At 61.0% G+C, this 12,623-nt stretch carries 12 protein-coding genes; 7 read left to right on the plus strand and 5 right to left on the minus strand.

Annotation, left to right across the window (positions count from 1 at the left end; genetic code table 11):
• Positions 1-112: 112 nt before the first annotated feature.
• On the minus strand, positions 113-361 hold the full coding sequence (locus tag BLT00_RS21605) for a phage infection protein (RefSeq protein WP_092141223.1): 249 nt from the start codon (positions 359-361) through the stop codon (positions 113-115).
• A 489-nt stretch (positions 362-850) separates the two neighbouring features.
• On the opposite strand from BLT00_RS21605, the gene BLT00_RS21610 reads away from it, so the two are divergent.
• The 3 genes from BLT00_RS21610 to BLT00_RS21620 are packed head-to-tail and all read left to right on the plus strand — an operon-like array spanning position 851 to position 3,758.
• Positions 851-1,411 carry a TRAP transporter small permease gene (locus tag BLT00_RS21610; RefSeq protein WP_092141220.1) on the plus strand — a complete coding sequence of 187 codons (561 nt, stop codon included), beginning with the start codon at positions 851-853 and terminating at the stop codon, positions 1,409-1,411.
• Positions 1,408-2,688: a TRAP transporter large permease subunit gene (locus BLT00_RS21615; RefSeq protein ID WP_092141217.1), complete on the plus strand. Its 1,281-nt coding sequence runs from the start codon at positions 1,408-1,410 to the stop codon at positions 2,686-2,688. The genes BLT00_RS21610 and BLT00_RS21615 overlap by 4 nt, the downstream gene beginning before the upstream one ends.
• A gap of 50 nt (positions 2,689-2,738) precedes the next feature.
• Positions 2,739-3,758, plus strand: a complete 1,020-nt coding sequence (locus BLT00_RS21620) for a TRAP transporter substrate-binding protein (protein WP_092141214.1) — start codon at positions 2,739-2,741, stop codon at positions 3,756-3,758.
• A 150-nt stretch (positions 3,759-3,908) separates the two neighbouring features.
• Here BLT00_RS21620 and BLT00_RS21625 read toward each other — a convergent pair whose 3' ends face one another.
• Both BLT00_RS21625 and BLT00_RS21630 read right to left on the minus strand, forming a co-directional pair.
• Positions 3,909-4,700: a transporter substrate-binding domain-containing protein gene (locus BLT00_RS21625; protein WP_063321368.1), complete on the minus strand. Its 792-nt coding sequence runs from the start codon at positions 4,698-4,700 to the stop codon at positions 3,909-3,911.
• A 108-nt stretch (positions 4,701-4,808) separates the two neighbouring features.
• Positions 4,809-5,444: a TetR/AcrR family transcriptional regulator gene (locus BLT00_RS21630; protein WP_092142694.1), complete on the minus strand. Its 636-nt coding sequence runs from the start codon at positions 5,442-5,444 to the stop codon at positions 4,809-4,811.
• A gap of 141 nt (positions 5,445-5,585) precedes the next feature.
• On the opposite strand from BLT00_RS21630, the gene BLT00_RS21635 reads away from it, so the two are divergent.
• The gene (locus BLT00_RS21635) at positions 5,586-6,815 is read left to right on the plus strand and encodes an arabinose transporter (protein ID WP_092141210.1); all 1,230 of its coding nucleotides are present in this window, start codon (positions 5,586-5,588) and stop codon (positions 6,813-6,815) included.
• A gap of 59 nt (positions 6,816-6,874) precedes the next feature.
• The gene (locus tag BLT00_RS21640; RefSeq protein WP_092141207.1) at positions 6,875-7,744 is read left to right on the plus strand and encodes an SDR family oxidoreductase; all 870 of its coding nucleotides are present in this window, start codon (positions 6,875-6,877) and stop codon (positions 7,742-7,744) included.
• Between the two features lie 46 nt (positions 7,745-7,790).
• Here the strand turns inward: BLT00_RS21640 and BLT00_RS21645 are convergent, their stop codons facing one another.
• Positions 7,791-8,423: a response regulator gene (locus tag BLT00_RS21645; protein WP_063321366.1), complete on the minus strand. Its 633-nt coding sequence runs from the start codon at positions 8,421-8,423 to the stop codon at positions 7,791-7,793.
• A gap of 31 nt (positions 8,424-8,454) precedes the next feature.
• Complete coding sequence (locus tag BLT00_RS21650) at positions 8,455-9,816, minus strand: cache domain-containing protein (RefSeq protein ID WP_013693309.1); 1,362 nt, start codon at positions 9,814-9,816, stop codon at positions 8,455-8,457.
• A 314-nt stretch (positions 9,817-10,130) separates the two neighbouring features.
• Between BLT00_RS21650 and BLT00_RS21655 the strand changes: the two genes are divergently transcribed.
• Both BLT00_RS21655 and BLT00_RS21660 read left to right on the plus strand, forming a co-directional pair.
• A complete protein-coding gene (locus BLT00_RS21655) occupies positions 10,131-12,191 on the plus strand; it encodes a carbon starvation CstA family protein (RefSeq protein WP_092152558.1) in 2,061 nt (686 codons plus the stop codon).
• A 15-nt stretch (positions 12,192-12,206) separates the two neighbouring features.
• Entirely contained in the window at positions 12,207-12,404 is a 198-nt protein-coding gene (locus BLT00_RS21660) for a YbdD/YjiX family protein (protein WP_003201656.1), read from the plus strand.
• The last annotated feature ends 219 nt before the right edge of the window (positions 12,405-12,623 follow it).

Here is a 12,623-nt window from a genome sequence, read left to right on the forward strand (position 1 = left end):
TTCGACTGCGAAGTAGTCGCAAAACCAGCCGACCGGTGACTGAACGAGTGGGAGGGGGCAGGGGGCTGCTACGCAGCCCAACGGGAGCAAGCTCCCTCGCCACAAAATCGCTTCACACCGCGCTACGTTCACGCAACTCCTGCAACCGATCAGCCCCGCCTTCAGCCACGCGATTCTCGATCAAGCGATCGGAGCCGCCCTCGGCCACGCGATTCTGGATCAAACGATCAGACCCGCCTTCAGCCAGTTGATGCGCAGCCTGGGCCGGGGCGCTTTTTGCCGAGGCTGCGTTCGACAGGCCGACGCCGCCAACCAGTGTCAGGGCGATTGCAAGAGACGAAAGTTTCGAGAAGTTGAACATGGTGATTCTCCTTGCGCTTGATTGAGTGGGCCGGTGGCAACGAACGTGTTGCTGTCCGGTGATCACAGTTAAACGCGCAGATGTATCGACGATGTGTGCCAAGAAGGGACGAAATCCATCATTTCGTATCAGGCCGCGTTTCCTATACAAACCGATACAAATCTTGTTGGTGTGGCAGCTCAATGCGATGAAAAACGCCAATTGTCTGGTCGATAATCGCACGCTTTGCAGTGTGCGCCTGCCTGGGATATTGACCAAACTAACCGGGTGGTACATTTTAGCGACAGCTGTCTCGCCCGACGAGGCAAAGACCATAATAAAAATAGAGGAATACCCATGCCTACCCGAGCACCGCAAGCTTTCTCCTTGATCTGTCTTTGCAGCGCATCTTCCAGTCTCCCAGGTTCGATCCTATAGCGACCCCATGCTGTTGCGGTTTTATCGCGCCAGTAGGGTGTGGGCGCTCGACAAGCCTCTGAGGCCTTCAAGATGACAAAAGTGGTGAATCTGTATTTCAAGCTGCTCAAGCTGCTGATCGTGCTATGCATGCTCGCGATGATCTTGCTGGTGTTCGGCAATGTGGTGCTGCGCTATGCCTTCAACTCGGGCATCAGTGTGTCGGAGGAGCTGTCGCGCTGGTTCTTCGTCTGGATGATTTTTCTCGGTGCCCTGGTGGCGCTCAAGGACCGTGCTCACCTGGGCATGGACAGCCTGGTCAAGCGCTTGCCGCCGGCAGGCAAGCGTATCTGCCTGGTCATCAGTCATCTTTTGATGTTGTACATCTGCTGGCTGATTTTCAGTGGCAGCTGGCAACAGGCTGCGATCAACCTGAATGTCGTTGCTCCGGCGTCAGGATTGTCCATGGCGCTGTTTTATGGTGCCGGCCTGGTGTTTGGCGCCAGTGCCGCAGCGATCCTGCTTTACGAGCTCTACCTGGCGCTGTTCGGCAAGCTGGGGGATGACGAGTTGGTGATGGTCAAGGACAACGATGCCGAGGTGCTCACCCATGACCCCATTGCCCATAACCCTACAAAGAGTACCCGCCCATGACGCTGGTTATTTTCCTCGGGTCTCTGGTGGGCAGCATGGCACTGGGCATGCCCATCGCGTTTGCCTTGCTGGTGGTCAGTGTGGCGTTGATGTTCTACCTGGATCTGTTCGACGCGCAAATCATCGCCCAGAACCTGCTCAACGGCGCGGACAGCTTCCCGCTGATGGCCGTGCCGTTCTTCATGTTGGCCGGCGAAATCATGAACGTCGGCGGCCTGTCCAAACGCATCGTCAATATTGCCATGGCGCTGGTGGGGCATAAGCGCGGAGGCCTGGGGTACGTGGCGATCATCGCTTCCTGCCTGTTGGCTTCGCTCTCCGGTTCGGCCGTGGCCGATGCGGCGGCACTGGCGGCTTTGTTGGTGCCGATGATGGTGCTGGCCGGGCACAACCGGGGGCGCTCGGCCGGGCTGATCGCCGCCGGTAGCATCATCGCACCGGTCATTCCGCCGAGCATCGGTTTCATCGTCTTTGGCGTGGCGTCCGGGGTGTCGATTTCCAAGCTGTTCCTGGCCGGTATTGTGCCGGGCCTGATGCTGGGGGCTTCGCTGGCTGTTGCCTGGTGGTACATCTCCCGCAGCGAGAACGTCGAGACACCGCCCAAGCGTTCCCGTGCCGAAGTGCTGCGCACGTTGCTCGACGGCAGTTGGGCGATGGGCCTGCCCTTGATCATCATCCTGGGCCTCAAGTTCGGCATCTTCACCCCCACGGAAGCCGCCGTGGTCGCGGCGGTCTATTCGCTGTTCGTGTCCTTGGTGATCTACCGGGAAATGAAAGTCAGCCAGTTGTACGAAGTGATTCTGTCCTCCGCCAAGACCACCTCGGTGGTGATGCTGCTGGTGGCGGCGGCCATGGTTTCATCGTGGTTGGTGACCATCGCCGATCTGCCGGGCCAGTTGGCGGAAATGCTGGCGCCCTTCATGGACAACCAGACCCTTCTGTTGCTGGTGATGATGGCGCTGATCATCCTGGTGGGGACGGTGATGGACATGACCCCGACCATCCTCATCCTCACCCCGGTGCTGATGCCGGCGGTCATCCAGGCGGGGATCGACCCGGTGTACTTCGGCGTGCTGTTCCTGATCAACACAGCCATCGGCCTGATCACGCCTCCCGTGGGCACGGTGCTCAACGTGGTCTGCGGGGTGGCGAAGCTGGACTTCGAGGAAATCGTGCGTGGGGTGTGGCCGTTCATGTTTGCGCAGTTTGTGGTGCTGTTCTTGTTGGTCCTGTTTCCGCAATTGGTCCTGGGACCGTTGAAATTCTTCACCGGATAACACCGGTGCTGGCTAGCTCGACCTTAAAACAATAATGATCGGAGAGTGACATGGGACAACTGATGAAAACCCTGTTGGCCGGGGCGTGCGCAACGGGACTGCTGCTGGGTAGCGTGGTCAGTCACGCAGATGAAATCCGCGAACGCACCTTGCGATTCGCCTTCCAGAACGTCAAGGAGCATCCGCAAGGCCAGGGCGCGCAGAAGTTCGCCGACCTGCTCAGCGAGAAGAGTGGTGGCAAGATCAAGGTCCGCCTGTTCCCAGGCGGTACGCTGGGCGGTGATGTGCAAACGGTGTCGGCGTTGCAGGGCGGCACGCTGGACATCACCGTGCTCAACTCCGGCATCCTGGCCGCCCAGGCACCGGATTATGCCATGCTCGATTTCCCGTTCCTGTTCAACAACGTCGAGGAAGCCCATGCGGTCATCGATGGCCCGGTCGGACAGAAACTGGCCGCGCAACTGGACAGCAAAGGGCTGGTCGCGCTGGGTTATTGGGACCTGGGTTTTCGTAACCTGACCAACAGCAAGCATCCGGTGACCAAGCTTGAAGACATGCAGGGCTTGAAGATTCGCGTGATCCAGTCGCCGATCTACCTGGAGACCTTCTCCGCCCTGGGTGCCAACCCGGTGCCGATGGCGTTCCCCGAGGTCTACACGGGCCTTGAGCAGCACACCATCGACGGTCAGGAAAACCCGTTCACCGTGATTGAGGGCAACAAGTTCTACGAGGTGCAGAAGTATCTCTCCGTCACGGGCCACATCTTCAACCCGCAGTCGTTGATCATCAGCCAGAAAACCTGGAACCGTCTCAACGACGATGAGAAGGCGATGATTCGCTCGGCTGCCACTGAGGCACAGAAGTTCCAGCGTGAAGTCACGGCGGCGAGCATGGACAAGGCCAAAGTGACGCTGGCCGGTGCCATGACCGTGAACGAAGTCACCCCGGCGGAGAAAGATCGCTTTCGTGAGCGGGTGAAACCGGTAGTCGACAAGTTCGCCAAATCCTTGGATGCCGACCTGGTGAAGACGATGTACGAGGAAATCGCCAAGGTGCGCGCGGCACAGTGAGGCGAATGGGCCTGTCCGGAGCAGACCCCGTCACAGGTCCCTTATGGGAGCGAGCTTGCTCGCGATTGCAGTGTGTCAGTCGACATCAATGCGGCTGACCTGACGCCATCGCGAGCGAGCTCCCACAGGGCTTTGTTTCTCAGCGAACGATCATTGGGCGGCGGGAACGGCCAACCACTGCCCAATCACTTTCTGGTAGCTGCCATTGGCCTTGCTCAAGTGCAGCCACTGATCGACGTACATCTTCCAGGTGTTGTCATCCCGAGGCAGCAGGTAGGCCTTCTCGCCATATTGCAGGTAGCGGGTCGGGTTGACCGCGCACAGGCCGGGCTTGAGTTTTTGCTGGTAGAGCGCTTCTGACGCGTCGGTAATCATCACGTCGGCCTTCTTGTCCAGCAGTTGCTGGAAGATGGTCACGTTGTCGTGGAAGTTCAACTGGCCGTTGGGCAGGAACGCCCGGACGAAGGCTTCGTTGGTGCCGCCGGCCGGTTCGACAAGACGCACCGAAGGCTGGTTCATCTGTTCGAGGGTCTGGTAGCGCTCCTTGTCTTCGCAACGCACCAGCGGGATCTTGCCATCCACGTCCAGGGTGTCACTGAAATAGGCTTTCTTCTGGCGCTCCAGCGTCACCGAAATCCCACCCATGCCGATGTCGCATTGACCGGCAACCATATCCGGCATCAGGGTTTTCCAGGTGGTTTGTACCCATTGCACCTTGACGCCCAGGCTGGCGGCCAGCGAGCGCGCCATGTCGATGTCGATGCCTTCGTATTCGCCGGTTGCGGTTTTAAAGGTATAGGGCTTGTAGTCGCCGGTGGTGCACACCTTCAGTTCGCCGCGTTGCAGGACCTGGTCCAGTAGCGAAGGTGTCGGTTCGGCCAAGGCGCCGCAAGAGAGCGCCAACAGGCCACAGAACGTCATCGAACTTGTTATGGTTTTCATCGTGAGGGGACGTCTCGTAGCGGAGGGAAACAAGATCAGGGAGTGTAGTAAAAGTGTTGGCAGGCTGTCACTGGAGCATGGCTGACGAACCGTCAGCAGGCAGCGGTCTCAACGGGGGCGCTGCAAGCTTGCAAGGTAGGCGCAGAACATATCGGCCATGGCATCGCTGTAGATGGCAACGTCCGCAGGAGAGCGGGGCGCTGATGAGAAGCGCTTACCCACGGCACTGAGCGTGCTGATGATCAGGTCACCTGCCAGGGTACGGGTTTGTGCCGGTGCGTCTGGCAATGCTTGCAGCATGAAAGCATCCACCGACTGCTGCACCGACATCCGCGCGGCCTGGTGCTCGGGAGCGTCGCGGTAGAGCGGGGCGGCGTCGTTGAGGGCGACGCGTATCTGGGCTTCGTCACATTCGGACTGGATGAACGCCTGCACCAGGGTACGCAGGCGCTCGAAGGGCGGCTTGAGGTTGTCTTCAAGGATCTCGCGCAGCATATCGCTGGTTTGCCGCCATTCATCACTTTGCAGGCGGAACAGGATCGCCGCTTTGTTCGGGAAGTACTGGTACACCGAGCCGACGCTCACGCCAGCTCGCTCGGCAACCCGGGCCACCGTGAAACGTGCCGCGCCCTGGGTCGCCAGAACCTGAACAGCCGCTTCCAGAACCGCGGCGACGAGCTCGGTGGAGCGTGCCTGTTGCGGCTGTTTACGCGAGGAAATCTGCGGGCTTGAGCGTTCGGACATGTGGGCATGAACCTCGGCAGGGAATGCGAATAGGAAATGCGACGGATTGTTCGTATCTTGAATGCGACGAATTGATCGCATTCTAGTCGGCTCCACCGGCAGCGTTCAACGTCATATCGCATCCTTTCCGTGGGTAGGGTTATGACACAAGACAATATTCATCTCGGCGCTTCTTCGGCGCCTAAGGCAGCCGTCGAGGCCAATCCGACACTCAAGCTGTCGCCGCTCACTCTGACCGTATTCATCGGTTTCCTCACGATCGGCATGCAACTGCCTGTCTTGCCCCTCCATCTGCACGACGCGCTGGGCATGGGCACGCTGGTGATTGGCCTGGTGGTCGGGGCACAGTTCGCCGCTGCGCTGTTGTCACGGGCCTGGGCCGGCAATTTTGCCGACATGCGCGGTGGGAAACGCGCCGTCATGACCGGGCTGGTGACAGCCGCGGTTTCAGGGCTGGTCTATCTGCTTTCCCTGGCGTTCGTTGCTGCGCCAGTCACGTCGGTCTGGCTTTTGTCTGGCGGTCGGGTGCTGCTGGCAATTGGCGAAAGCCTTATTGTCACAGGTGCGCTGGGGTGGGGCATCGGCCTGGTGGGGGCACAGCATGCCGGCAAGGTCATGGCCTGGAATGGCATCGCCATGTACGGCGCCTATGCCCTGGGCGCTCCGCTTGGCGTGGCGTTGAATGGCGGCTGGGGATTCACGGGCATTGCCATGGCCTCGATGTTCATTCCTCTGTTGGCCTTGGCGATTGTCGCGGGCGTGCGCGCTGTCGCCCCTACGGCAACCCGGCGTACACCGTTCTACACGATGCTCGGTGCTGTATGGGTTCCCGGCATGGGGTTGGCGTTCTGCAGCGTCGGCTTTGGTGTCGTCACGGCGTTCATTGCCCTGTTATTCGCGGCCAGGGATTGGGGCAACGCTTCCTTGGCGTTCACGGCGTTCGGTGTGGCTTTCATCGCTGCTCGCCTGCTTTTCGGGCACCTTCCGGACAAGATTGGCGGCGCTCGCGTCGCGCTGGTCTGCGTATTGATCGAAACCGTTGGGTTGCTGCTGATCTGGAGCGCCGACACCGCGACCATGGCTTATTTGGGGGCGGCTTTCACTGGCTTCGGTTATTCCCTGGCGTTTCCCGGCTTCGGCGTGGAAGCGGTACGGCGTGCGCCACCGCAGGCACGCGGTCTCGCCATGGGGGCCTACGTCGCGTTTCTTGATATTTCCCTGGGCATCACCAGTCCGCTGGCCGGTTTGTTGGCGAGTGGCTGGGGTATTGGTGCGGTTTACCTGGGCGGCGCCATTGCCGTTGGGCTGTCTTTCGGGGTGGCCCTGATGTTGCTGAGAGGACGGCAAGCACAAGTTCAATACAAATTCTGAGTCTTCGATGGGTTATAGAAGATTTTCGGTTCGGTTTTTTTAGAACAGGAGCGTTGCATATGCACGTATTCGTTACCGGTGCCACGGGCTGGGTTGGGGCGTCCGTGGTACAGGATCTGATCGCCGCCGGGCATCGGGTCACGGGCCTGGCCCGATGCGAAGAAAAAGGCGCGACACTGGCTGCGACAGGCGCGAAGGTGGTTTCAGGCACTTTGGATGATCTCGAGATCTTGCACGGCGCAGCCTCGGCGGCGGACGCGGTGATTCACACGGCGTTCAATCATGATTTCTCGCGATTTGCCGAAAATGCCCAGCAGGACCGCCGCGCCATCGAAACGTTGGGCGACGCGTTACGAGGCTCCGACCGGCCGTTGCTGGTGACATCGGGCCTGTTTGGATTGACGCGGGGTGCGAGTGAACTGGAAGTGGTGAGCCCGGCCTCGCCCCGCAAGTCCGAAGCCGCCGCCCGGGACCTGGCCGAGCGTGGGGTGCGTGTGGCGACGGTGCGACTGGCGCCCTCGGTCCATGGCCTCGGCGACCATGGGTTCGTGCCGATCCTGATTCGCCTGGCCCGGGAGACGGGCGTTTCGGCCTATCTCGGTGACGGCGTCCATTGCTGGTCGGGCGTGCATCGACTGGACGCCGCACGGGTCTATCGGTTGGCGCTGGAACAGGGCGTGACGCAATCCGTCTACCACGCCGTCGCCGACGAGGCCGTGCCGTTCAAGGACATTGCCCAGGCGATCGGTCGTGGCCTGGGGTTGCCGGTGGAATCCCGCGAGCGCGAGCATTTCGGCTGGTTCGCCCACATGGCGGGCGCGAACATGGCAGTGTCCAGCGCGTACACCCGTGCCTTGCTGGGCTGGATGCCAAGCGGCCCGGGGTTGTTGGATGATCTTGACCAACCAGGCTATTACCACGCCGATTGAAATGAACGATCTGTGGCGAGGGAGCAAGCTCCCTCGCCACAAAGGCCTAGCGCGAAATGATCCCGTGGTCGATCGCGTATTTCACCAGGGCTGCGGGCTTGTCGATGTTCAGCTTGCGGCGAATGCTCAGGCGATGGGTTTCGACGGTGCGTACGCTGATGTCCAGTTCACGGGCCATTTCCTTGTTGTTCAGGCCCTGGACCATTTTGGACAACACCTGGCTCTCGCGCGGCGTCAGCTCGTTATCGGTGTGCGGGTCGGTGGCGAGCCGCTGGGCGATCTCCGCACTGTAGAATGTGCCGCCGCTGATGATAGCTTCGATGGCCGCGACGATTTCCCGCGACGGCGCGTTCTTGAGTACGTAGCCGCTGGCGCCGGAGCGCACGGATTCGCTCACGTACTCGTAATTGTCATACATGCTGAGGATGAGGATCTTGAGGCTGGGGTATTGCTTGCCCAGCAGCCGGGTCAACTCGAGCCCGTTCATGTCCTTGAGGCTGATGTCCATCAGCAGCAGGTCCGGTTGACTGCGACCGACCATTTCGATCGCTTGCGCGCCGTTCTCGGCTTCGCCCACCACGTCCAGTCGGGGCATTACGGACAGCAGCGCCTTGATGCCGTCGCGGACCAGGGAATGATCATCGACCAGCGCGACACGAATCACTGGAGGCAGGTTCATCGGCAGGTGCTCTTGTTGGAAGGGGTGCGCATCAGTTTTCCGTTACCGAGAGGTTCATGGGCAGCAGGATATCCAGTTCGCTTCGTCCCGGTGCCGAGGTCACTTCCAGGCGTCCGCCGAAATGCTCGACCCGTTCCCGGATATTGCGCAGGCCGATGCCGGCGTGGCCGCGTTCTACTTGCGGGACGTTGAAGCCCATCCCGTCATCCACGACCGTCAGACGCAAGGACTGGCTGGAGCCGAACAGGGTGATGCCGACACTTTTCGCCCCGGCATGGCGCTCGATATTGGTCAGGGCTTCCTGGGCAATGCGGAACAGCGAGACAGGGGCGCCATTTTCCAGGCGGCAATCGAATTCGTTGCTTCGGTAGGACACCTCAAGCCCGCTGCGCTGTTGGAACTCGGTCGCGAGCTGGCCGATGGCGGCGGGCAGGCCCAGGGTGTCGAGCAGGGACGAGCGCAAGTCGTGGGAGATGCTACGGATCTCGCCGATGGCTTCGCCCAGCCGGTCGGTCGCATTCTTGAGGATGCCCAGGCCGTTTTCCTGGCCGTTTTCCAACACATGGCTGGCCAGTTCGAACTGGAATTTTATCGACACCAGCAGTTGGCTGATGCCGTCGTGCAGCTCGCGCGAGACCCGCGAGCGTTCTTCTTCCTGCAAGCTGACGATACGCTGGTTCAGCCGCTGCAGCTTTTTATCGGCCAGGCGATGTTCGCTGACGTTGAGGGTCATGCCGCCGGCAAATACCAGCAGGACCGCCACCAAGGCGATCGCGGCGATGGCTTGCATGGTGCTGTGGATGCCATGGGCAACTTCGTCGCGGGCTTGCTGGGTGGCGCGTTCGACATCCTCCAGGTAAATCCCGGTACCGAGCATCCAGCCCCATTGATCGAGCATCACGACATAGGCCAACTTGTCGGTCACCTGGCCGGAGGAGGGCTTGTTCCAGGCGTAGCGCTGGAACCCTTCGCCTGACTCGGCACTCTTGAGCAATGCCTGGATGACCGGCAGGCCGTGGGGATCCTTCATGTCCCAGAGGTATTGCCCCACCAGTTCCGACTGGCGGGCATGCATGAGGCTGCGGCCCTGGCGGTCGTACACGAAAAAATAACCGTTTATGCCGAAGCTGAGCTTGCGCAGTTCTTCCAGGACCTGCTGTTGCGCGCGCTCGTCTCCCCGGCCGTTGTCATACAGCGGGGCGATCAGGCTCTGCGCCATCTCGACATAATTCTTCAGCTCAGCGCGCTTGCTCGCCAGGATGCTGTCTTCGATCAGTTGCGCCTGTTGATCGCCCAACTGGCGATTGAGCGAGATCACCAGGGCACAGATGACCGCGATGGCCAGGACCAGCGGCAAAATCCCAAGGGCGACGATTTTGTGTTTGAGCAGCATCTGTACTCCTGTCCGGACTCGGCGGGGAGGCGAATGGCGGCATCATATGCCAAACCCATGGATGAGGCATAAAACCTGTGGCGCAAGACATGTGGGAGCAAAGCTTGCTCGCGACGCTGGCGCCGCGGTGTATGAAAGACCGTATTGACTCTCTCGCGGGCAAGCCTTGCTCCCACAGGGGGAATTGGGGTTCTACGTAGTACTACGGATTTATTTATTGACCCGTTGCAGGGATATTGGGCCGGCTCCGAATAGCCGGGGCACACTATAAAAACAATCGCCGCAATCCACTGGATATCGGCAGGAGACACGCAATGACAACCCGTCTGGTTAAACACCTCGCCTGGTTTGCCGTCGCCGTTCTGGGGGCCTGTGCGTTGAGTGTCGTGGCCTTGCGCCGCGGCGAACCCATCAACGCCCTCTGGATCGTCGTCGCAGCCGTGGCCATCTACTTGGTCGCCTACCGCTACTACAGCCTCTTCATCGCCAACAACGTGATGCAACTCGATGCGCGCCGGGCCACCCCCGCCGTGCTCAACAACGATGGCCTGGACTACGTCCCGACCAACAAACACATTCTCTTCGGCCACCACTTCGCGGCCATTGCCGGCGCGGGGCCGCTGGTCGGGCCGGTGCTGGCGGCGCAGATGGGCTACCTGCCCGGCACGCTCTGGCTGATCGCCGGCGTGGTGCTGGCCGGTGCGGTGCAGGACTTCATGGTCCTGTTCCTGTCCACCCGCCGCAACGGTCGGTCCCTGGGTGACATGGTCCGGGAAGAAATGGGCCGTGTCCCTGGCACCATCGCTCTGTTCGGCTGCTTCCTGATCATGATCATCATCCTCGCGGTGTTGGCGCTGATCGTGGTCAAGGCCCTGGCCGAGAGCCCGTGGGGCATCTTCACGGTAATGGCGACCATCCCGATCGCGATGTTCATGGGCATCTACATGCGCTACATCCGCCCGGGTCGCATCGGTGAAATCTCGGTGATTGGCGTGCTGTTGCTGCTGGGCTCGATCTGGCTGGGCGGGCAGATCGCTGCCGATCCGGTCTGGGCCAAGGCCTTTACCTTCACCGGAATCCAGATCACCTGGATGCTGATTGGCTACGGTTTTGTCGCGGCGGTGCTGCCGGTGTGGCTGATCCTGGCACCGCGGGACTACCTGTCGACCTTTCTCAAGATCGGCACCATCGTCGCCCTGGCGATCGGCATCCTGGTTACCATGCCCGAGCTGAAAATGCCGGCGCTGACCCAGTTCACCGACGGCACGGGACCGGTGTGGAAGGGCGGGCTGTTCCCGTTCCTGTTCATCACCATCGCCTGCGGCGCGGTCTCGGGTTTCCATGCGCTGATCTCCTCGGGCACCACGCCCAAGTTGCTGGATAACGAAACCAACGCTCGCTACATCGGTTACGGCGGCATGCTGATGGAGTCCTTCGTGGCGATCATGGCCATGGTCGCGGCGTCGGTGATCGAGCCGGGCGTGTACTTCGCCATGAACAGCCCGGCGGCGATCGTCGGCGGTGACGTGGTGGCCGTGGCGCAAACCGTCAGCAGCTGGGGTTTTGCAATCACCCCCGAGGCCCTGCAAGCGGTGGCCAAGGACATCGGCGAGACCACCGTGCTGGCCCGTGCCGGCGGTGCGCCGACCCTGGCGGTCGGTATCGCGCAGATCCTGCACTCGGTGCTGCCGGGTGAGAACACCATGGCGTTCTGGTACCACTTCGCGATCCTGTTCGAAGCGCTGTTCATCCTCACTGCGGTGGACGCCGGGACCCGTGCCGGGCGCTTCATGCTGCAGGACTTGCTCGGCTCGTTCGTGCCGTCGCTCAAGCGCACCGAATCCTGGCCGGCCAACCTGATCGCCACCGCCGGCTGCGTGGCACTGTGGGGTTACCTGCTGTACCAGGGCGTGATCGATCCGCTGGGTGGCATCAACACCTTGTGGCCGCTGTTCGGCATCTCCAACCAGATGCTGGCCGGTATCGCCCTGATGCTCGCCACCGTGGTACTGATCAAGATGAAGCGCCAGCGCTACGTCTGGGTCACGCTGCTGCCGGCGACCTGGCTGCTGATCTGCACCACCACCGCGGGCCTGATCAAGCTGTTCGACGCCAACCCGGCGATCGGCTTTTTGGCCCTGGCGCGCAAATACAACGATGCCCTGGCCGCCGGCCAGGTCCTGGCCCCGGCCAAGAGCATCGAGCAGATGCAGCACGTGGTGTTCAACGCCTACACCAACGCAACGCTGACGGTGTTATTCCTGTTCGTGGTCTTCAGCATCCTGTTCTACGCGCTCAAGGTCGGCATCGCCGCCTGGGGCACCAAGGAACGCACGGATAAAGAAGCGCCATTCCAGGCCGTGCCGGACGCATGATAGAGGATTGCAACGATGTTCAATGACTTGAGTCGCCTCGGTAAATACCTCGGTCAGGCCGCGCGCCTGATGGTCGGCATGCCCGACTACGACAACTACGTCGAGCACATGCAAACCAAGCACCCGGACAAACCGTTGATGGACTACGAGGCGTTCTTCCGCGAACGCCAGGAGGCCCGTTACGGTGGCAAGGGCGGGCCCAAGTGCTGTTGAGTTGAGCTAAACCCAACCCCCATGTGGGAGCGGGCTTGCTCGCGAAAGCGTCGGGTCAGTCGCCGTTGATGTGGCTGACACACCGTTTTCGCGAGCAAGCCCGCTCCCACAGTTTGTTTTGGGTGTTCTCAAGATTTGCATGCGCCACAAATCCCTTGTGGCGAGGGAGCTTGCTCCCGCTGGCGTGCGAAGCAGGCCCCGGCGGTTCTTCAGGCCGAC

The organism is Pseudomonas sp. NFACC51 (assembly GCF_900103575.1).
GTDB lineage: Bacteria > Pseudomonadota > Gammaproteobacteria > Pseudomonadales > Pseudomonadaceae > Aquipseudomonas > Aquipseudomonas fluorescens_Q.